The 20,975-nt window shown below is 68.8% G+C and carries 21 protein-coding genes; 17 read left to right on the top strand and 4 right to left on the bottom strand.

The features are described 5' to 3' along the window. Positions 1-237: 237 nt before the first annotated feature. From ACYVID_RS17035 to ACYVID_RS17020, 4 genes are all read right to left on the bottom strand, one after another. Positions 238-1,443, bottom strand: coding sequence for an acyl-CoA dehydrogenase family protein (locus tag ACYVID_RS17035; protein WP_460739100.1), 1,206 nt, complete (start codon positions 1,441-1,443; stop codon positions 238-240). A gap of 33 nt (positions 1,444-1,476) precedes the next feature. Then, a complete protein-coding gene (locus ACYVID_RS17030) occupies positions 1,477-2,505 on the bottom strand; it encodes a phosphotransferase family protein (protein WP_460739098.1) in 1,029 nt (342 codons plus the stop codon). Positions 2,506-2,577: 72 nt separating this feature from the next. Then, positions 2,578-3,228: a TetR/AcrR family transcriptional regulator gene (locus ACYVID_RS17025; RefSeq protein ID WP_460739096.1), complete on the bottom strand. Its 651-nt coding sequence runs from the start codon at positions 3,226-3,228 to the stop codon at positions 2,578-2,580. Then, positions 3,225-3,986, bottom strand: coding sequence for an SDR family NAD(P)-dependent oxidoreductase (locus ACYVID_RS17020; protein WP_460739094.1), 762 nt, complete (start codon positions 3,984-3,986; stop codon positions 3,225-3,227). Before ACYVID_RS17020 ends, ACYVID_RS17025 begins: the two co-directional genes overlap by 4 nt. Positions 3,987-4,073: 87 nt before the next feature. Between ACYVID_RS17020 and ACYVID_RS17015 the strand changes: the two genes are divergently transcribed. From ACYVID_RS17015 to ACYVID_RS16935, 17 genes are all read left to right on the top strand, one after another. Beyond that, the gene (locus tag ACYVID_RS17015) at positions 4,074-5,249 is read left to right on the top strand and encodes a CaiB/BaiF CoA transferase family protein (protein WP_460739092.1); all 1,176 of its coding nucleotides are present in this window, start codon (positions 4,074-4,076) and stop codon (positions 5,247-5,249) included. 2 nt (positions 5,250-5,251) lie between these two features. Beyond that, complete coding sequence (locus tag ACYVID_RS17010; RefSeq protein ID WP_460739090.1) at positions 5,252-6,439, top strand: acyl-CoA dehydrogenase family protein; 1,188 nt, start codon at positions 5,252-5,254, stop codon at positions 6,437-6,439. A 41-nt stretch (positions 6,440-6,480) separates the two neighbouring features. After that, positions 6,481-7,254, top strand: a complete 774-nt coding sequence (locus ACYVID_RS17005; RefSeq protein WP_460739105.1) for a crotonase/enoyl-CoA hydratase family protein — start codon at positions 6,481-6,483, stop codon at positions 7,252-7,254. Continuing rightward, positions 7,251-8,411, top strand: a complete 1,161-nt coding sequence (locus tag ACYVID_RS17000; protein WP_460739088.1) for a thiolase family protein — start codon at positions 7,251-7,253, stop codon at positions 8,409-8,411. Before ACYVID_RS17005 ends, ACYVID_RS17000 begins: the two co-directional genes overlap by 4 nt. Beyond that, a complete protein-coding gene (locus ACYVID_RS16995; RefSeq protein WP_460739086.1) occupies positions 8,408-8,803 on the top strand; it encodes a Zn-ribbon domain-containing OB-fold protein in 396 nt (131 codons plus the stop codon). The genes ACYVID_RS17000 and ACYVID_RS16995 overlap by 4 nt, the downstream gene beginning before the upstream one ends. A gap of 155 nt (positions 8,804-8,958) precedes the next feature. Beyond that, positions 8,959-9,684 (top strand): ABC transporter ATP-binding protein, encoded by a 726-nt coding sequence (locus ACYVID_RS16990; protein WP_460739084.1) that lies wholly within the window; start codon positions 8,959-8,961, stop codon positions 9,682-9,684. Next, complete coding sequence (locus ACYVID_RS16985) at positions 9,681-10,478, top strand: ABC transporter ATP-binding protein (protein ID WP_460739082.1); 798 nt, start codon at positions 9,681-9,683, stop codon at positions 10,476-10,478. Before ACYVID_RS16990 ends, ACYVID_RS16985 begins: the two co-directional genes overlap by 4 nt. Beyond that, entirely contained in the window at positions 10,475-11,365 is an 891-nt protein-coding gene (locus ACYVID_RS16980) for a branched-chain amino acid ABC transporter permease (protein ID WP_460739080.1), read from the top strand. Before ACYVID_RS16985 ends, ACYVID_RS16980 begins: the two co-directional genes overlap by 4 nt. Then, positions 11,358-12,497 (top strand): branched-chain amino acid ABC transporter permease, encoded by a 1,140-nt coding sequence (locus tag ACYVID_RS16975; RefSeq protein WP_460739078.1) that lies wholly within the window; start codon positions 11,358-11,360, stop codon positions 12,495-12,497. Before ACYVID_RS16980 ends, ACYVID_RS16975 begins: the two co-directional genes overlap by 8 nt. Positions 12,498-12,566: 69 nt before the next feature. Continuing rightward, positions 12,567-13,787, top strand: coding sequence for an ABC transporter substrate-binding protein (locus ACYVID_RS16970; protein WP_460739076.1), 1,221 nt, complete (start codon positions 12,567-12,569; stop codon positions 13,785-13,787). Positions 13,788-13,868: 81 nt separating this feature from the next. Beyond that, a complete protein-coding gene (locus tag ACYVID_RS16965) occupies positions 13,869-15,446 on the top strand; it encodes a long-chain-fatty-acid--CoA ligase (protein ID WP_460739074.1) in 1,578 nt (525 codons plus the stop codon). Positions 15,447-15,463: 17 nt separating this feature from the next. Continuing rightward, complete coding sequence (locus ACYVID_RS16960; protein ID WP_460739103.1) at positions 15,464-16,252, top strand: SDR family NAD(P)-dependent oxidoreductase; 789 nt, start codon at positions 15,464-15,466, stop codon at positions 16,250-16,252. Positions 16,253-16,288: 36 nt separating this feature from the next. After that, the gene (locus ACYVID_RS16955) at positions 16,289-17,107 is read left to right on the top strand and encodes an enoyl-CoA hydratase (RefSeq protein ID WP_460739072.1); all 819 of its coding nucleotides are present in this window, start codon (positions 16,289-16,291) and stop codon (positions 17,105-17,107) included. After that, positions 17,104-17,904 carry an enoyl-CoA hydratase/isomerase family protein gene (locus ACYVID_RS16950; protein ID WP_460739071.1) on the top strand — a complete coding sequence of 267 codons (801 nt, stop codon included), beginning with the start codon at positions 17,104-17,106 and terminating at the stop codon, positions 17,902-17,904. The genes ACYVID_RS16955 and ACYVID_RS16950 overlap by 4 nt, the downstream gene beginning before the upstream one ends. A gap of 91 nt (positions 17,905-17,995) precedes the next feature. Then, positions 17,996-19,183 (top strand): thiolase family protein, encoded by a 1,188-nt coding sequence (locus tag ACYVID_RS16945; protein ID WP_460739069.1) that lies wholly within the window; start codon positions 17,996-17,998, stop codon positions 19,181-19,183. 11 nt (positions 19,184-19,194) lie between these two features. After that, a complete protein-coding gene (locus ACYVID_RS16940; RefSeq protein ID WP_460739067.1) occupies positions 19,195-19,956 on the top strand; it encodes a 3-hydroxyacyl-CoA dehydrogenase in 762 nt (253 codons plus the stop codon). Positions 19,957-19,981: 25 nt separating this feature from the next. Next, complete coding sequence (locus ACYVID_RS16935; protein ID WP_460739065.1) at positions 19,982-20,959, top strand: NAD(P)H-dependent flavin oxidoreductase; 978 nt, start codon at positions 19,982-19,984, stop codon at positions 20,957-20,959. Positions 20,960-20,975 lie beyond the last annotated feature (16 nt).

Genomic DNA, 20,975 nt, shown 5'->3' with positions numbered 1-20,975 from the left:
CTCATCGAGCTCCACCGCCGCGTCGCCCGCGGCTTCCGCAACTACAACAACTACCGGCTACGCATGCTCCTCATCGGCGGAGGACTCGACACCCTCATCCCCACCTGAAGTACGAAGAGCCCCTTTGCTGAGTCAGGGGCGCCCCGGCGGCACCCTCGTGGCAGGTCGCGGCGGGCCAAGCCCCTCAGACCGTCGCTCTCAGACCGCCGTCGACGACCAGCGACCCGCGACATCTTCTCAGCCGACGTACGGCGGGGTCTTCTTCATCTCCATGCGGGCGACGGTGCGGCGATGGACGGCGTCCGGGCCGTCGACAATGCGCAGCACCCGCGCCCACGCGTAGAAGTAGGCAAGCACGGTGTCGTCGGAGACGCCCATGCCGCCGAAGACCTCGATGGCGCGGTCGATCACCTTCGTCGCCATCGCCGGCGCCGACACCTTGATCGCCGCGATCTCGCTGCGCGCGCCCTTGGCGCCGTACTGGTCGATCTTCCACGCGGCGTCGTAGACGTGCAGTCGGGCCATGTCGATGTCGATGCGTGACTGGGCGATGAGGTCCTGGACGTTCGCGTAGTCGGAGAGGTGGCGCCCGAAGGCCTCTCGGGACTTGGCCCGGTCCACCATCAGGGCGAGTGCCCGCTCGGCCATGCCGATGGCGCGCATCGCGTGGTGGATGCGTCCGGGGCCGAGGCGGGCCTGGGAGATGAGGAAGCCGTCGCCCTCGTTGCCCAGGAGGTTGCTGGCCGGAACCCGGACGTCGCGGAAGGTGATCTCGCAGTGGCCGTGCTGGTCGTTGTAGCCGAAGATCGGCAGGTTGCGCTCGATGGTGACGCCGGGGGTGTCGCGGGGGACGAGGATCATCGACTGCTGGCGGTGGGTCTCGGCGTCGAGGTCTGTCTTGCCCATCACGATGAAGACCTGGCAGCGCTCGTCGGCGACGCCTGTGATCCACCACTTCCGGCCGTTGATGACGTAGTCGTCGCCGTCGCGGGTGATCACGGTGGTGATGTTGGTGGCGTCGGAGGAGGCGACGTCAGGCTCGGTCATCGCGAATGCCGAGCGGATCTCCCCGGCCAGCAGCGGCTCCAGCCACCGCTCGCGCTGCTCGGGGGTGGCGAACAGCTCGAGGGTCTCCATGTTGCCGGTGTCAGGGGCCTGGCAGTTGATCGCCTCAGGGGCGATGACAGGAGACCAGCCGGAGATCTCCGCCACCGCGGCGTACTCCACGTTGGAGAGTCCGGAGAGCTGGGGCAGGAAGAGGTTCCACAGTCCCCGGTGTCGGGCCTCGGCCTTGAGGTCCTCCATCACCGGTGGGTGGGCGTGGTCGCCGTGCTCCCGCAGGTACGCCGCCCACACCGGTTCGGCGGGGAAGACGTGGGACCGCATGAAGTCCCACATGTCGTCGCAGGTCTCCTGCGCCTTGGGGGAGAGGGCGAATTCCACGGTGTTGCTCCTGTCGGTGTGCTGAGGTCGGGGTCAGAGGAGGTCAAGGCCGGCGCGGCCGAGGTGGAGGATCTCGTCGTCGAGGTCGCCGAAATCCTGACCGCCCATGGCGCCGGCCTTCGCCCGCGCCTGGACCCCCTGGGCGATGACGGCGAACTTGAAGTGGGCGAACGCCTCGTACCACCCGATGTCGGCGAGGTCGGCGCCCGAGGTGACGGCGTACCGCTCGAGCATCTGCTCACGGGTGGGGAACCCGGGGAGGTGGGTGACGCCGGGGATCAGGCTCAGCTGCTGCTCTCCCGGGCCGATCCAGAACAGCGAGAGCAGGGCCAGGTCGGTGAGCGGGTCACCGACCGTGGAGAGCTCCCAGTCGAGCACCGCGTTGACCTGCCCGGGTCGCTCGGCGTCGAGGACCACGTTGTCCAACCGATAGTCGCCGTGCACGATCGTGGCCCGCTGCTGCGGAGGGACCGTGGCGGCGAGCCGCCGCGCCAGCTCGTCGATCTCGGGCACCTCGTGGGTCGCGCTCGCCTGCCACTGACCCGTCCAGCGCCGCACCTGACGAGCCACGAACCCCTCGGGTCGGCCGTAGTCACCCAGGCCCACGGCATCGGCATCGACCGCGTGCAAGGCCGCGAGGGTGTCGGCGAAGGCGTACGACAGCCGCTCACGCTCGGCGGGTGTCTCGGCATAGCCCTCGGGCAGGTCGCCGCGCACGATGTGGCCCGGGACCTTCTCCATGACGTAGCACGGGATCCCGATCAGCTCTCCAGCGTCGGCGAGCACGACGCGGGCAACGGGCACGTCGGTGTCCGCGAGCGCCGACTGCACCCGCGCCTCGCGGCCCATGTCGTGGGCGCTCGCCAGCAGCCCGCCGGTCGGCGGACGGCGCAGGACCAGCTCATCCGCGCCGCTGCGCAACAGGAAGGTGAGGTTGGACTTTCCGCCGCTGATCAGCTCGGCGCTCAGGTCCGCCCAGCGGTCGTCGCCGGTGGCCTGGGCCAGAGCTGGGCCCAGGCGCTCGGTGCGAACCAGGTCTTCGTGCGGGGACTCGGTGGACATCGGGCTCCTTCGGTTCTGCTCGGCGAGTGACCCTGTGGCATGCGGTCTGCGTGCATGTCGCCGGCGTCATGATCAGTCGGTTCCGTGGTACTCCACGGCAGCCAGGGCGATCCGGACATAGCGCTGCGCCATCGCTTCGGGGCCGACGGGTCCTCCTCGCCGGTACCAGCTCGCGATCCCCTGACACATCGAGAGCACAGCACGACTGCATTCGCCGGGGACGTCGGTGGCGAACAGTCCGCGGTCGGCCCCATCTGTGATCGCCTCCTGCAGCCAGCGGCCGAGGTGGTTGCGCTGATCGAAGTAGCGGGCCCGGTTTCCAGGGGTGAGGCTTCGGCGCTCGGAGTCGAGGAAGGCCAGGTCGCTGTGGTGGGCCATGTAGAGCACGATCGCCTCGACGAGCGCGCTCAGCCGGCGTACCGGGTCGTCACCGGCGTCGCGCAGCGCGGCAGCGCAGTGACCCAAGACGATGCCCATCGCGCGATCCAGCAGGGCTACGAGCATCGCCTGCTTGTTCTCGTAGTGGTAGTACAAGGCCGGGACCGTGACGCCGACCTCCCGCGCGATCGTTCGGATCGACGTGGCGTCATAGCCGTGCTGCACGACCTCGGTGAGTGCAACCTGCAGGATCCTGGGCAGTTCCAACGGCGGGTAGACCCGCCAGTCGGCGAGATCCGTCGTGACGGCGACGAGAGGGTCGCTCGGCGGGCTCGAGTCCTTCACAGTGCCGCCATTCCTCCGTCGACGATCAGGGACTGACCAGTGACGTAGGTCGAGGCGTCGGAGGCGAGGAAGAGCAGCGCGGAGTCGAGCTCGGGTTGCTCGCCGAACCTGCCCATCATGCTGTCGGTCTCCAGCATCGGGCCCAGGTCCTGGCTCCCGGACTCGGTCATCTCCGAGTGGAAGAAGCCCGGACAGAGTGCATTGACGCGGACCCCCTTGCGACTGGTCCACTCCTGGGCGAGGTCCCTGGTCAGACCGAGGACACCGGCCTTGCTGGCTGCGTAGGACGCCTGAGGGAAGCGGGGTGCCACGTGGGCCAGGACACTGGCGACGTTCACGATCGTGGCGCCGCGTGGCATCAGTGGGACGCATGCCTGCGACATCCAGAAGGTCCCCTTGAGGTTGACGTCGATGACCTGGTCGAAGGACTCCGGCGTCTCTCGCGAGGCCGGGACAGCGCGCCCCACCCCGGCGTTGTTCACGAGAACGTCGACCCGTCCCCACCGTGCCTGAGCGGCGGCCGCCGCAGCGCGACAGTCATCCGGTGAGCTGACGTCCCCAGGATGGGTCAGCACCTCGGTGCCGGAACCGCGCAGCTCGTCGGCGAGGGCCTCGAGTCGTTCGGCCCGCCTGGCGACGAGCAGCAGATCGGCACCGACCGACGCGAGCGCGCGGGCGAAGCCCACGCCCAGTCCCGAGGACGCGCCGGTGAGGACGACCACTCGGCCGTCGAGGCGGAAGCGATCGAGCGGGTTCATGCACGACTCCAGGGTTGACGAGGCTTGGCTTCCGGGTAAGGATGCTCACTTAGCGATCGCTATGTCAATACATGAGGAGGCCGCCGCGTGTCCGTCCCCAGCCGCCCTCTTGCCGGTATCCGCGTCGTCGACATCACTGCGAATGTGGCCGGACCGCTGGCGTGCCAGGTCCTGCGGGACCTGGGTGCCGATGTGGTCAAGGTCGAACCCCTCACCGGAGACGCTGCCCGGCGGATCACAGCCACCGCGCCCGGGTCCGAGCACGTCACGCCGTACTTCAGCCCGCACAACCGGGGCAAGAAGTCGGTGCAGCTCGATCTCGGTGCGGAGCGGGGCAAGAACGCGTTGCGGCGCCTGCTTTCCGAGGCTGACGTCCTGGTGCAGGGGATGCGCCCCGGGACGCTCGAACGGCAGGGATTCGGAGCGGCCGCGGTGGCCGGCATCAATCCACGCTGCATCTACGTCAGCCTGTCGGCCTACGGGTCCGGCTCGCCGCTGGAGGACCGCCCCGGCATCGACATGATGGTTCAGGCGGAGTCCGGCATGCTGAGCGCCCAGCCGGACGGGGAGTTGCCCCGCCTGATCCCGTTTCAGCTGGTCGACGGGGCGACCGGCCACGTCCTGGCCCAGTCGGTGTTGGCGGCCCTGCTCCACCGCGAGCGCGCCGGCGTCGTCAACGCGGTCGAGGTCGCGTTGTACGACGTCGCCTGCAGTCTTCAGGCCAACTACCTGACGCTGCACATGAACACCCCCCGACCCTCGCCTCAGGAAAGCTCCCGGCGTCCCGTCGCGGTCGAACCCTCGGGTGTCTTCGCCACCGCCGACGGCCACATCGCACTCGCGGCGTACGTTCCGGCGCACTGGGCGCGCTTCGTGGAGGTGCTCGGGGATCCGGGCCTCGCTTCCGATCCGCGCTATGTCGACCAGGCCCAGCGTTCCCTCCATGCCGCCGACCTGCGAGCAGAGATCGGTCAGATCCTTGCCGGCCGCAGCACCGCCGCGTGGGTCGCCGAGTGCCAGGAGGCCGGCCTCATGGCGGCGCCCATCTCCTCATGGCGAGAGGTGGTCGAGTCCGACCTGTTCGCCCGCCGTGGTCTGCGCGTGGACGCCGAGCAGTCAGGCAGGCCCGTTGCCGTGGTGCGGACACCCGCTCGTCTCTCCTCGGTTGGACCCGAGCAGGAGACCCACATCCCATCCCTCGGTGAGCACAACGACCTCCTGGTCGGCTCTCCGGCTCTTACAACCCCGCCCCGTGAAAGGTAGTCATGAAGCCCAGTAAGGACCTTTACCGAACCCGCGCTCTCTTCGAGCCGGACCACGAAGCTTTCCGCGCGAGCGTTCAGGGTTACCTCAAGCGCCACGTCATCGACCACATCGAGGAGTGGGACGAGCAGGGGATCATCCCGCGTGCTCCCTGGCTCGCCGCCGGAGAGCTCGGCTTCGTCGGGCTCAACGCGCCGGAGGAGTACGGCGGCGGCGGCGTGACCGACTACAGGTTCCGCGTCGCCATGATCGAGGAGCTGGCCAAGGTGAATGCGGCGTCGCTGGCCGCCGGGTTCTCCGGGCAGACCGATATCGTGCTGCCCTACGTCTTCGACTTCGCCACGCCTGAGCAGGCGCAGCGCTGGCTGCCCAAGCTGGTGACCGGGGAGCACATCGGCGCGATCGCGATGACGGAGCCGGGAACCGGATCGGATCTGCAGGCGATCCGCACGACCGCTCGGCGCGACGGGGACGAGTGGGTGATCAACGGCGCGAAGACCTTCATCACCAACGGCATCAACTGCGACCTGGTGGTCGTCGTGGCCCGCACCGACGAGTCGCCCGAAGTGGGAAGCAAGGCCTTCAGCCTCTTCGTCGTGGAGGAGGGGACCCCAGGGTTCACCCGCGGCCGAAAGCTGGAGAAGGTCGGCCTGAAGTCTCAAGACACCGCGGAGCTCAACTTCGAGGACGTTCGAGTGCCTGCCTCGAACCTGCTCGGCGATGAGGGACGCGGGCTGCACAGCCTGATGTCGCACCTGCCGCTCGAGCGGCTCAGCATCGCTGTCACCGCCTGCGCCGGTGCTCGTGCGGCCCTGAGCTGGACGATCGACTACGTCCGTGAGCGCAGGGCCTTCGGCAAGGCGGTCGCCGAGTTCCAGAACACCCAGTTCGCGATCGCCGAGATGCTCACCGAGCTCGAAGTCACCCAGGCCTACGTGGACGACGCGGTGCTTCGCCTCAACCGAGGCGAGCTCGACGCGGTGGACGCGGCGAAGGCCAAGTGGTGGGCGAGCGAGATGCACAAGCGCACCGTGGACCGGTGTGTGCAGCTCTTCGGGGGCTACGGCTACATGCTCGAGTACCCCATCGCGCGGGCGTACGCCGACACGAGGATCACCACGATCTTCGGTGGCACCACCGAGATCATGAAGCTGATCATCGCCCGCGACACGCTGGGGGTCCGCGGTTGAGCCGGGAATCGCCACACCAGGAACCGGCAGCACGTCCCGAGGTGCGGGACGGTGTCTGCCTCATCACCTTGAACCGCCCAGCGGCTCTCAACGCCGTGAACTCCGCTCTGTCGACCGCCGTGGGTCAGGCGCTGGATCAGGCAGCAGGAGATCCCGCGGTGAAGGTGGTCGTGGTCACCGGGCGCGGGCGGGCGTTCTGTGCAGGGGCGGACCTCAAGGAGCTCGCCGCGGGACGACCGGTCGCTGCCGACGGACATCCGGAGTGGGGATTCGCCGGGATCGTCCGGCACTGGATCGACAAGCCGGTCATCGCGGCGGTGAACGGTTTCGCAATGGGTGGCGGGACCGAGATCGCCCTGGCCTGTGACCTCGTGGTGGCCTCGTCCGAGGCGACCTTCGGGCTGCCCGAGGTCACCCGTGGGCTCATCGCGGCGGCGGGCGGCGTCGTCCGCCTGCAACGCCAGCTGCCGTTGAAGCGTGCCCTGGAGCTCGCACTGCTCGGGGAGGCCATCGATGCGACGACGGCTGCCGAGTGGGGTCTGGTTAACCGTGTCGTCGAGCCCGACGCCGTGCTCGACACCGCGTGGGAGCTCGCCCGCACCATCGCAGCCAACGCTCCGTTGTCGGTGCGGCAGACCAAGCGGATGCTCCACCGCGGTGCAGCAGGGGGCTCCGACTGGAACACCGACTGGACTGGCGAGGACCCCTGGGAGGCGAACGCCGCCGCCACTGTCGAGGTGTTCAGCAGTAGCGACGCCCGCGAAGGTCCGCGCGCCTTCACCGAGAAGCGCGCCCCCCGCTGGGAGGGTCGTTGACCACCAGCGCCATCGTGGGGCTCGGGATGACCGAGATGGGCAAGGTCTTCGGGCGGTCTGCGACGCGCCTGGCGGCCACTGCGGTGCGTGACGCGGTGGCCGACGCAGGGCTCTCGCTCTCCGAGGTCGACGGGTTGTTGGTCAGCTCGGGCGTCCGTTCCGACCTCTCCCCCCTACTGGCCGGCGTCCTGGGGTTGCACGAGCTCTCACTCCTGGCTCAGATGAACAGCTACGGGGCCACGGCCGGCGCGATGGTGGCCTCCGCGGCCCACGCCATCGCCGAGGGCACGGCGACCACGGTCGTCTGCGTGTTCGCCGACACTCCGTTGAGCGAGAGCTCGGCAGGCCCGGCCTGGGGAGCAGGCGGGACCGCTCTGGCCGGGTACCGCGGCTGGCAGGCCGCCACCGGCGCGGCCACGCCCAACGTGCTCTACGCGCTCGCTGCGCGGCGGCACATGAAAGAGTTCGGCACCACCAGTGAGCAGCTGGGCGCCGTCGCGGTGGCACAGCGCGCATGGGCGGTGCACAACCCGCATGCCCAGATGCGTGCACCGATCACCCTCGAGGACCACCAGGCATCGCCCTGGATCGCTGAGCCGCTGCACCGCCTCGACTGCTGTCTGGTCAGCAATGGTGCAGTCGCTGTCGTGGTCACCTCCGCGGACCGGGCGGCGGACCTGGCGCAACCCCCAGTCCACCTCTGGGGTCATGGACAGGCCCACGAGCCGAGGAGGCTCGCCCGAGGCTCCCACTGGGGTCTGCGGACGCCGGCGGCGCGCTCCGGACCACAGGCGATGGCGCGGGCCGGCGTCCGGCGCGAGGACATCGACCTGCTGGAGCTGTACGACTGCTACACGTACACGGTTGTCGTGACCCTCGAGGACTACGGGTTCTGCTCCAAGGGGGAGGGCGGTTCCTTCGTTGCCGACGGGCGTCTCGGTCCCGGCGGCGAGCTGCCGTGCAACACCGGGGGAGGGCAGTTGTCCGCGTTCTACATGTGGGGCTTCACGCCGCTCAGCGAGGCCATCGTGCAGCTGCGCGGCCAGGCGGGTGAACGGCAGGTCCCGAAGCACGGCACGGCCCTGGTGAGCGGCAACGGGGGGATCCTGGAGTACCACTCCACTCTGGTGTTGGGAGCGGAGGCGAGGAGGCAGTGACGCCTCCTGCTGAGGGTGTCGAACGAACCGAGGACAGCGCTGACTTCTTCGACTACGCGGATCGCGGTGTGCTGCTCCTGAGGCGCTGCGACGCCTGCGGCGAGGTTCGGGGACCTCAGGAGGCCTGGTGTGTGTCCTGCCGGGCCGAGGAGCACACCGTAGTCGAGGCCGGCGGGGGCGGGAGCCTCGTGTCGTGGGCGGTCGTGCACCGTGCCCCCCTTCCCTGGCTGGAGACGCCGTACGTCGCCGCCGTGGTCGAGGTCGACGAGGGGCCCTGGCTGCTGGTCCGGCTCGCGACGTCGGGGGACCCCCTCGAGGTCGGCACGCGGTTGCATCTCGAGGTGGACAGGGTGCCGGGTTCCGAACCGCTGCTGGTGGCCCGTACCAGCTGAGGGCTTTGGCGACAGGCTGCGCCAGGGCTTTCTATTTAGCGATCGCTATGTCAAACTTCCCGAGGAAAGGAGACGCCGATCACATGAACCAGCCACTTCTCCGCATCGACGGACTCAGCGTCCGGTACGGACAGGCGTCGCCTGTGCTGCATCGGGTGGACCTCGACGTCCCCGAGGGGGGTGTCACGTGCCTGCTCGGCAGCAACGGCGCCGGCAAGACCACGCTGATGCGTGCGCTCTCCGCCACCCTGTTCCTCCACGGCGGCAAGATCGTCGAGGGCTCGGTGACCTTCCGTGGGGAGCGCATCGACCGCAGCGACGGGGCCCAGATCGTCAAGCGAGGCCTCGTCCAATCCCCCGAGGGCAGGCGCGTCTTCCCGGGGATGTCGGTCCAGGAGAACCTCACTGCCGGAGCTGTGACGGTGAAGTCGAAGGAAGCTGTTCGTCAGGGCCTGGAGCGGGCGTACGACCTGTTCCCGCGGCTCCACGAGCGGCGCTCGCAGCATGCTGCAACCCTCTCGGGCGGCGAACAGCAGATGCTGGCCATCGGCCGAGCGCTGATGAGCGACCCGGTGCTTCTGCTGATGGACGAGCCGTCGCTGGGGCTCGCGCCGATCATCGTGGAGCAGGTCGCCCAGGTCACTCGAGACATCGCGGCCCGAGGCACCACGGTGCTCCTGGTCGAGCAGAACGCCGCGATGGCTCTCGGTGTCTCCGAGCGCGCTGCGGTGATGGAGCTGGGACGGATCGTGGAGTCGGGGCCGGCCGAACGCTTCCGGGACGTCGATGTGATCTCCGAGATCTACCTGGGTCACAAGCCGGGCGAGGCGGAGGCCGTCCGCGCCGCACACACCAAGTCACTGTCGAGGTGGGAACGTTGACCGAGATCACCGCGGGTGACACTCGCGACCTGCGGGTCGAAGGGGTGACGATCCACTTCGGTGGCGTCTACGCGCTCAAGGACGTGTCCGTCCGTTTCGCTGCGGGCGAGATCAGCGCGCTCATCGGCCCCAACGGAGCGGGCAAGTCCACCATGCTGAACGCGATCTGCGGCATCTACGGCGTCGACTCCGGTCGCGTCTTCTACGGCGAGCGCGAGCTCACCGGTCGCTCGCCCTTCCAGATCGCCCGGTCCGGGATCGCGCGGACCTTTCAGAACATCGTCGTCTCGCCCGGAGAGTCGACGCTGGACAACCTGATGGTCGGGCGGCACTCCCTGATGGACTCGTCCCTGTGGCGCTCCGCTCTGCGCCTCGACCGCAAGGAGGAGGCGCGGCACCTTGCGCGGGTCTGCGAGCTCGCCGCCGCGGTCGGTCTCGCCCCCTATCTGGACGAGAAGGCCGGATCGCTCTCCTACGGCATGCTGAAGAGAGTGGAGTTCGCCCGGGCGCTCTGCACCGAGCCGACCCTGGTGCTGCTCGACGAGCCCGTGGCCGGCATGCACGCGGACGAGAGTCTGGAGTTCGCCTCGACGATCCGCTCGATCGCGACGGACCTCGACCTCAGCGTGGTCGTGATCGACCACGACATGCCCTTCGTTTTCGACCTGGCCAGCCACGTGACCGTCCTCAACTTCGGGCAGGTCATCGCCACCGGAGTGCCGGAGGAGGTGCGTCAGGACCCGGAGGTCGTGACCGCCTACCTCGGCACGACCTCCGAGAGGAACGGTTCATGACCACCCTGCTCGAAGTCCTGATCAACGGAGTCTCGCTCGGGATGCTCTACGCACTCGTAGCGCTGGGCTTCGTGATGATCTTCAAGGCCACCCGGACGGTGAACTTCGCGCACGCCTCGTTCATTGTGCTTGGAGCGTGGGTCGTCGCGGTGCTCTCCGACGACATCGGGTTCTGGCTCGCCCTGGGCGTCGGCCTACTGGTCACGGCGGCCATCGCGGTGGTGGTGGAGAGACTGCTGCTCGCCCGGATCGACATCCGGGACCACAGCACCGCGACGATCCTCACCTTGGCCGTGAACATCCTGCTGATCGCCGAGATCACCCGTCGGCTCGAGGAGAGCGTCGTCCCGGTGCGCACCCCGTGGGGGAACGCGGTGTGGGAGATCGCCGGGGTGAACGTGCCTGTCTCCCGGGTGGCCAGCATGGTCGCGGCGCTCTTCGTCATCGGCGTCCTCTCGGCAGCGCTGCTGCTGACCCGGTGGGGGCTCTCCACACGCGCCACGATCCAGGATCCCGAGGCGGCCGCGCTCGTAGGGATCCGCATGTCCAGGGTGACAGCCTCCAGCTGGATGGTGGCGGGTCTCCTGGCAGTGATCGCGGGGGTCGGAATGGCCTCCTACCCGACCCCGGGAGTAGGGGTCGGGACCCAGGCCGCAGCCTTCAAGGCGTTTCCCGCCGCCATCATCGGTGGTCTGGACTCGTTCGTCGGCGCCATCGTCGGCGGCATCATCATCGGGGTCGCCGAGGCCTCGGTGTCGACCTACGGTTCGCACCTGGCCTTCCTCGGGCACGGCCTGCACGACGTCGTGGCCTACGCGCTGATGATCCTCATCCTCCTGTGGCGTCCGACCGGCCTCTTCGGCAGCAAGGAGCTGACCCGTGTCTAGTCCTGTCCTCACGCCCGACGGCTCCCTCGCCCCCGATGACGTGTCCACGCGGAACCGCCCTCGCCGCGGTCGGTGGAACACGCTGCTGGTCGCAGCCGCGCTCGTCCTGGTGGTCGTCGCACCGTTCTTCATCGACGCGTCCCTGCTGACGATCGGCCTGTTCTCGATGGCCGCGATCGTCGGAGCCCTGGGACTGACCATCCTCACCGGTGCTGCCGGGCAGTTGTCGCTCGGACACTCGTTCTTCCTCGCCGTCGGAGCCTACGGCTACGCCGTGCTCGCCGGGGATCCGGCCCAGGACGTCACCGGGTTCGGTATTCCTCCCCTGCTGGCGATGGTCGGGGCGATCGCTCTCGCGGGTGTCTTCGGACTCGCGTTCTCCCCCGTGTCCAGCCGGCTCCAGGGCATCTACCTGGGGATCGCCTCGCTCGGTCTCGTGTTCCTGGGCCAGCACGTGCTCCTCAACGCGCGGGGCGTGACCGGGGGATTCAACGGACGCAGTGTCGAGGCGTTCTCGATCTTCAGCCTGTCCTTCGACGACGCTGGCGACCTGGTGGTGCTCGGGGTTCCCTTCGGGTCCTCGGAGCGGCGCTGGTACCTCTTCCTGGTGCTGACCGTGATCGCGGTCATCGTCGCGCGCAACATCCTGGACTCGAGGTCGGGCCGTGCGTTCCGCTTGCTCCGCGACTCCTCGATCGGCGCCGACATGATGGGCGTCAACGTGCCAGCCGCCCGACGCAACGCATTCCTGGTCGCCTCCATGTACGGCGGCGCCGCGGGAGTGATGACGGCTCTCGCCTTCGCCCGGGCCGTGCCGCAGTACTACGACTTCCACCTGGCCGTGAACTTCCTGGTGATGATCACGTTGGGTGGCCTGGCGTCACTGCGCGGCGGCGTCCTCGGCGCGATCTTCGTGGCGTCGCTGCCGCTGCTCCTGACGAAGTACGCATCGGCTCTGCCGATGGTCTCCACGACCCCGGGAGACGGAATCGCCGCCTCTCTGGCCGCGTCCTTCATCTACGGGTTCGGCGTCATCGCTGTCCTGCTGCTCCGGACCAACGGTGGCGCGGGACGGACCCTGGCCCGGCTGCGTGGCCGGGGTGCGCAGGCACCTGTCGCAACGACGGACTAGAAGGTCCCTCCCTCACCCCACCCCCTGCATTCATCCACCCTCAGAAGCACCACACCACAAGGAGATCCCATGCGTAAGAAGAAGACCTCGATCGCCGTCCTCGCCGTGTCGGCGATGCTCGTCACCGGCTGCAGCAGCAAGGCCGGGACGTCGGAGGAGATCGCCGGAGTCTCCGACGACTCCATCACGCTCGGGTCGCTGCTCGACCTCGGTGGCCCCTTCGCGGCGACGGGCAAGGACGTTCTCGCCGGAACCGAGATCGCCGCCACCGAGATCAACGAGGCGGGCGGCATCTGCGAGCGCCAGATCGAGCTCGTCAACAAGGACCACGGCTACGACACCCAGCGCGGGGTCGTGGCCTACGAGGAGGCGGAGCCCGAGGTGGCCATGTTCCTGCACCTCATGGGCTCGGCACTCACCGCCGCCATCCACGACCAGGTGATCCAGGACGAGATCCTCGCGATGCCGACCTCCTACTCCTCCGAGCTGCTGGGGGCCGACAACTTCGTGGTGCTGGGGGCCACCTACGACGTCGGCATCATCAACTCCATCGACTGGATGGTGCAGGAGGGCATGGTCGAGGAAGGCGACACGATCGGCGAGCTCTACCTGGAAGGTGAGTGGGGCGAGTCCAGCCACGCCGGCGTCGAGTACGCCACCGAGCAGCTCGGTCTCGACGTCACCTCGCACATGACGAAGGTGACCGACTCCGACTTCGCCGCGCAGATGGCGGACATGCGCAAGAAGGACGTCTCTGCCATCGTGATCGCCGGAACCGGCACCCAGGTCGCGACCATCGCAGCGCTCGCGGAGACCAACGGTCTGGACGTTCCGATCATGGGGAACGGGCCCACGTGGAACGTCGGCATGCTGGAGACCTCGTCGGCGGACGCCTTGACGAACAACTTCCACCGCCCCTGGATCAGCTACAGCCTGGACGACAACTCGGAGAAGTCGAAGGAGCTGACGGCGCTCTACGACGAGGCGAACGACAACCCGCCGATGTCCGGCAGCGGGGTCTCGGCCGGTTACGCGGCCGTCTACGCGGCCAAGGCCATCCTCGAGGAGACCTGCGACGACCTCTCGCGTCCGGCGATCCTCGAGGCACGCAAGAACACCGCCCCGTTCGACGCCGAAGGCCTGTTCCCCTCGCTGGACATCAGCGACCCGTCCAAGCCCTCCAGCACGGAGGTCGTCATCGAGTCGGTCGACCCCGACGCTCCCGACGGCATGTCGACCACGGACCTGTTCAGTTCCGAGCTGGCCGAGCAGTACGTCGACGGCCTCTGACCACACCGGTAGGCAACAGGCGGGCTGCTCCGGAGGCACTGTCCCCCGGAGCAGCCAGGGCCCAGCAGAAAGGACCGCACCATGACATCCGTGGATCTGACCGCGGCGCCGTACTCGTCTCGTCGCAACCACTGGAACAGCCACCTCGAGAGGCACGGCTTCGCCATCCCGGACGCCGTCGCCTTCCGCTTCGAAGGTGTCACCACCACCTGGGTCGAGCTCCGGGACCGGGTGCGGTCCCTCGCTGACGCCATGGCGCGGCGCGGCGTCCGGTTCGGCGACCGGGTCGCCGTCCTCATGGCGAACCGCCCGGAGTTCATGGAGGTGGTGCTCGCGGCCAACCGGCTGGGGGCGATCGCGGTTCCGGTGAACTTCCGGTTGACCGGCCCGGAGGCGGCCTTCGTGCTGGAGGACTCCGGCTCGTCGCTGCTGTTCGCCGACTCGTTCGCCGAACACGCAGCACGCGAGGCAGCGTCACACCTCGGGCGTGAGATCCAGGCCATCGTGAGCGGCTCCCACACCTGGGCCGCAGCCGAGGACTACGAGGACCTGATCGCCGAGTCCGGTGAGTCGCACCCTCCAGTGGACGTGCCCGAGGACAGCCCGGCGCTGATCATGTACACGTCCGGCACGACCGGCCGGCCCAAGGGCGCGGTCCTCTCCCACCAGAACCTCCAGGGCCAGGCGCTCACCATCATCCGGGCCTACGAGCTCACCAGTGAGCACGAGGTCAATCTCGTGGCCTCCCCGATGTTCCACATCGGGGCGATCGGATCCATCGCTCCGATCGTGCTGATCGGCGGCACCATGGTCGTGCTGCCGACGGGGGCCTTCGACGCGGACCACGTCCTCGGGCTCCTCGCCCAGGAGCGCGTGACCAGCGTCTTCCTCGTCCCGACGCAGTGGCAGGCGCTTTGCGACAACCCGCGGGTGTCCGATCACGACCTCTCGCACCTGCGCGTCACCTCCTGGGGGGCTGCGCCGGCCAACGACACCCTGCTGCGCAGGATGTCCAAGGTCTTCCCGTCCGCCCTCAACGTGGCGGTCTTCGGCCAGACCGAGATGTCACCGGTCACCTGCGTACTCGAGGGCAAGGACGCGGTGCGCAAGCTGGGTTCGGTCGGAAAGCCGGTCTCCACGGTGTCCATCCGCATCGTCGACATCAACATGGACGACGTACCGCAGGGTGAGGTCGGTGAGATCGTCTACCAGGGTCCGACCCTGATGGCCGGCTACTGGCAGAACCCGGCCGCCACGGCCGCAGCCTTCGAGGGCGGGTGGTTCCACTCGGGGGACCTGGTGCGGATGGACGAGGAGGGCTTCCTCTACGTCGTCGACCGCGCCAAGGACATGATCATCTCCGGCGGAGAGAACATCTACTGCGCCGAGGTGGAGAACGCACTGGCGGCCCACCCCGACATCGCCGAGGTCAGTGTGATCGGCCGTCCTCACCCGAAGTGGGGTGAGACCCCGGTCGCCGTGGTCTCGCTGCGGGATGCAGACCGAGGTCTGTCGATCGAGGAGCTGCGGCACTGGGCCGCCGAGCGCCTCGCGCGCTACAAGCTGCCGACCGCCCTGGAAGTGGTCGACGGTCTCCCGCGCAACGCCTCGGGCAAGATCCTGAAGGCGCCTCTGCGCGAGCGGTTCGCCCGTCCGTGAAGCACGCAGACACGGCCATGGGGCCGACGGTGAACTCGATGTTCTCCTTGGACGGAAAGTCGGCGCTGGTCACCGGCGGAGGGTCCGGGATCGGGTTGGGCATGGCGCTGGCACTCTCCGAGGCGGGCGCGCGCGTCACACTCTGGGGACGCAACGCCGACCGCCTAGCCCGCGCGCGCGAGCGCTTCCCCTCCAGCGCCCGGGTGTGGACGGACGTGGTCGACGTCAGTGACGCCACGGCGGTGGCCGACCGGATGGGCGCAGCTGCCGATCAGATGGATGGGCTCGACACCGTCGTGGTGAACGCCGGCACCGCGGGTGCTCCGTGCCGGATCACCGACGTCGACGAGCACGGTCACCGCCGCATCCAGGCCACGAACGTCGACGGGGCGCTGTGGACGATACGCGAGGCCTCCACGATCATGGTGGCTCGAGCTCGCCGCGGGGTCCCCGGAGGGTCGATCATCACGGTGGCCAGTCTCGCCGCGATCGAAGGCGCTGGTCGCCACGCCTCGTACGGCGCCTCGAAAGGCGCTCTGCTGGCGATGTCGAACGCCGCCGCGGTGGAGCTCGCGCGCTACGGCATCCGGGTCAATGCCGTGCTCCCGGGCTGGATCGCCACGGAGATGACCGCCTCGCAGCAGGAGGCCGAGGAGTTCGAGACGCACGTGATCAGCCGAGTCCCGCTCAGGAGGTGGGGGCGCCCCGAGGAGTTCGGTGCGGTGGCGGTCTTCCTGGCGAGCGATGCCTCGAGCTACCAGACCGGCAGCCGGATCGTGATCGACGGCGGCTACTCCATCTTCTGATCATCCGGCACCGCCGGACCTACGAGAGGACGTCCTGTGTCACCCCTCCTCCACGAACGCCTGGGCGCAGTGTCGGTGCTGCGACTCAACCGTCCCGAGGTCCGTAATGCGCTCAACGTGGAGCTCGTGACCGCATTGCGGCAGACGCTGGCAGAGCTGGCGGCCGACGACGAGGTGCGAGCAGTCGTGCTCACGGGTCAGGGCAAGGCGTTCTGCGCCGGGCTCGACCTGGTCGAGCTGGAGACCACCGGAGCCAACTTGGAGGTGGGGGGCAGTCACGACGACGGCTCGTCGAACGCGCCCTGGGCGGCGTTCCCCAAGCCCATCATCGGTGCCGTCAACGGCCCCGCGGTGGCGGGTGGACTGGAACTGGCGCTGGCCTGCGACTTCCTCATCGGCTCCGAGGTCGCGTGCTTCGCCGACACCCACGGCAGGGTCGGCGTCCTGCCAGGGTGGGGGCTGTCGGTTCTGCTCCCGCTGGTGGTCGGACGTTCGGTCGCTCGCCGGATGAGTCTCACCGGCGACTTCCTCTTCGCCGCCGAGGCACGGGAACGCGGCCTTCTCACCGAGATCGTGCCCGCCGGCGAGCTGGTGTCGAGGGCCCTGGACATCGCGCGGACGATCGCCGACAACGACCCCGAGACGACCCGGGCCTATCTGGCCTCCTATCGGGCCACGGAGCGTGAGTGGGTGGGCGAGGGGCACGCGGTCGAGACCGCAGCGTCCCGGTCGTGGATGGCGACACGTTCCACGAGTGGACGTGCTCCCCGGCGTGACGAGGTCATTGCCCGGGGCCGCAGCCAGACCGCTGCGGTGCCGGCGTCCGACGACAGTCGGGCAGGAGAGAGCAGATGAGCCCCTCGGCGCGTCCCCAGGCTGCTGATGCGCCAGGCCCGGTGCTGCTCCACCGGGCGGATGGCGTCGTCACGATCACCCTGAACCGGCCACGGCGCAAGAACGCGATGACGCTGGAGTCCTGGAACCTGCTGAGGGAGGGGCTGGCGGGGGTGAGACTCGTCGAGGACCGGGTGGTGGTGCTGACCGGTGCCGGTGAGGACTTCTGCGCAGGAGCGGATCTGACCGCGGACGACGGCGACGGCCCTGCGCTGGCGAACATGGACGTGGTGAACGACGCCGTCCTGGCGCTCCAGAGATGCCCGGTGCCGACGATCGCGCGGGTCGACGGCGTGGCGGTCGGGGCGGGGATGAACATGGCGTTGGGCTGTGACTTCGTCCTGGCCAGCGACCGGGCGCGGTTCTCGGAGATCTTCATCAGACGCGGTCTGTCGGTGGACTTCGGTGGCGCGTGGGTGCTTCCGAGGCTCGTGGGTCTGCAGAAGGCCAAGGAACTGGTCCTGCTGGGGGACATCGTTTCCGCGGCCGAAGCTCGGTCGCTCGGGCTGGTGAACCGGATGGTGCCGGCGGTCGAGCTCGACGCAGCGGTGGGGCAGCTCGCGGCCCGACTGCAGGCCAACCCCCCGATCGCCGCGTCCCTGTCGAAACGGCTGCTCAACGACTCCTTCGAGAGGGCGCTCGTCCAGGCGCTCGACGCGGAGGCGTCAAGCCAGAGCATCAACCTGTCCCTGGATGACGCGCGAGAAGCGTTCGATGCCTTCCGCGACAAGCGGGAACCGCGCTTCCAGGGCCGCTGAACTCGGAGCTTCCTCGACGGCTTCCTTGACAGGGGAATGCACCACATCTACTCTCGCTATCTAGCGAGCGCTAAGTAAACGGAGGTTCTCTATGCAGTCCGCAGTGATCGTCGACGTCGTGCGCACAGCCTCGGGCAAGGGCAAGCCCGGTGGGGCCTTGTCCGGCACCCACCCGGCCAAACTGCTGGCCGAGACGCTGAAGGCCCTGGTCGAACGGAACGGGGTCGACCCGGCCCTGGTCGACGACGTGATCACGGGCTGCGTCAGCCAGGTCGGGGACCAGAGCCTGAACATCGGCCGGACCGCTGCGTTGGTCGCCGACTTCCCCGAGCACGTGCCGGCCACCAGCATCGACCGGCAGTGCGGCTCGTCCCAGCAGGCAGTGCACTTCGCCGGCCAGGGCGTGATGGCGGGCGCTTACGACGTCGCCATCGCCTGTGGGGTGGAGTCGATGAGCCGCATCCCGATGGGGACCGCTCCTGCCGGTGGCGACCCCTTCGGTCCGTTGAAGGTCCGGTATCCCGACGGACTGGTCAACCAGGGGGTCTCGGCCGAGATCATCGCGGCCCGGTGGGGCCTGAGCCGCTCTGAGCTGGACGAGTACGCCGCCCGCTCCCACGACCTGGCCTCCTCCGCCGCCGCGGCAGGAGACTTCGACAACGAGATCATCGGCGTCCAGGTCCCTGGCGGACAGGACGACCGGGTCCACCGAACGGACGAGACGGTCCGGGGTGGCACCTCGGTCGAGGGTCTCGCCGGTCTGAAGCCCTCGTTCTACACCGAGGAGCTCGCGCGCCGATTCCCCGATGTCGGCTGGCACATCACGCCGGGCAACTCCTCTCCTCTCACCGACGGCGCGTCGGCCGCCCTGATCATGAGCGAGGAGAAGGCGCGCGAACTCGGACTGCGTCCGAGGGCGAGACTGCACAGCTTCGCGGTGACCGGGTCCGACCCGTTGTTGATGCTCACCGGCGTCATCCCCGCGACCGAGAAGGTGCTGAGGCGATCGGGGCTCTCCCTCGAGGAGATCGACGTGTTCGAGGTCAACGAGGCCTTCGCGCCGGTGCCGCTCGCCTGGGCCAAGGAACTGGGCGCGGATGTCGAGAAGCTGAATCCGCGCGGCGGCGCGATCGCGCTCGGGCACCCCCTGGGCGGCTCGGGCACGCGACTGCTCGCCACCATGCTGAACCACCTCGAGGCGACCGGCGGTCGGTACGGCCTGCAGACGATGTGCGAGGGCGGCGGCATGGCGAACGCGACCATCATCGAGCGGATCTGAGAGGACACGCCATGAACATCCACGGCAAGTCTGCAATCGTGACGGGGGGGGCCTCGGGGCTGGGTCTGGCGACCGTTCGTCAGCTGGTCGCCGACGGCGCCCGCGTGGTCATCGTCGATCTGCCCACCTCGGCCGGCGAGCAGATCGCCGAGGAGCTCGGCGACGCTGCCGTCTTCAAGGGAGCCGACGTCACCGACGAGGTGCAGGTGCAGGCGGCGGTCGACGCCGCACGCTCGCTGGCACCCCTGGCGGTCGTCGTCAACTGCGCCGGGATCGGCAATGCGCACCGGGTGGTGGGCAGAGGAGGGCCGTTCCCGCTCGACGACTTCCGTAAGGTGCTCGAGGTCAATCTGATCGGCACCTTCAACGTGATCCGTCTGGGCGCCACTGCGATGGTGGACCAGCAGGTCGACGGTGAGGAGGCGGGGGTCATCGTCAACACCGCCTCGGTCGCGGCTTTCGAGGGGCAGATCGGTCAGGCCGCATACTCCGCGTCCAAGGGCGGCGTCGTCGGGATGACCCTGCCGATCGCGCGGGACCTGGCGCAGCACCGGATCCGGGTCAACACGATCGCGCCCGGCCTGTTCCTGACCCCACTCTTCGAGCAGGTCGGTGAGGAGGGCATCAGGTCCTTGGGCTCACAGGTGCCGCACCCGGCGCGCCTCGGCAAACCCGAGGAGTACGCCGCGCTCGTGTCACACATCGTGGCCAATCCCATGCTCAACGGCGAGGTGGTCCGGCTCGACGGGGCCATCCGCATGGCACCGCGTTGATGAACCACGATCACGGAGACCGGTCATGATCCGCACGTCCTTCACCGAGACCTTCGGTGTCCGCCACCCGATCGTCCAGGGCGGGATGCAGTGGGTGGGCACAGCTGAGCTGGTCTCTGCGGTCGCCAACGCCGGCGCTCTCGGCATGCTCACCGCGCTGACGCAGCCGACACCGGAGGCGTTGAGCGAGGAGATCCGACGGACTCGCGAGATGACCGATCAGCCGTTCGGGGTCAACCTGACGATCCTGCCGTCGATCCGGCCCTTGCCCTACGACGAGTACCGTCACGCGATCGTCGACGCCGGGATCACCGTGGTCGAGACGGCCGGCTCCAATCCGGAGCCGCACATGCCGTTCTTCCGGGAGCACGGGGTGAAGGTGCTGCACAAGTGCACGAGTGTCCGGCACGCGCTCAAGGCCGAGGCCGTCGGTGTCGACGGCGTCAGCATCGACGGATTCGAGTGCGCGGGGCATCCGGGCGAGGACGACGTTCCCGGACTGGTGCTCATCCCAGCGGCGACGCGCGTCCTCAAGATCCCGGTGATCGCCTCGGGCGGCATCGCCGACGCGCAAGGGCTGGTCGCCGCACTGGCGTTGGGCGCGGACGGGGTCAACATGGGGACCCGTTTCATGTGCACCCAGGAGTCACAGGTCCACGACAGGGTCAAGCAGGCGATCGTCGCCGGCGACGAACTGGGCACCGAGCTCATTTTCCGCCCGCTTCGGAACACCTCCCGGGTCGCCTCGAACGAGGTGTCGCGCAAGGTTGTCGGCATCCTCGAGCAGGGCGGGCGGTTCGAGGACGTCCAGGACCTCGTCTCCGGAGCGCGGGGGCGCACCGTGTTCACGTCCGGTGACCTCGACGCGGGGATCTGGACCGTCGGTCAGTCCCAGGGCCTCATCCGGGACGTCCCGACCGTGGCGGAGCTGGTGGACCGCATGATCGGTGAGGCTGAATCGCTCATCTCCAGGCGCCTGGCCGGACTACTCGTCTCCACCTGACGGCCCAGCCGGGCCG

It is taken from the genome of Nocardioides ginkgobilobae (assembly GCF_054781275.1).
The sequence above is the reverse complement of the archived record's forward strand: the minus strand, read 5'-3'. Positions and strand labels throughout refer to the sequence as shown.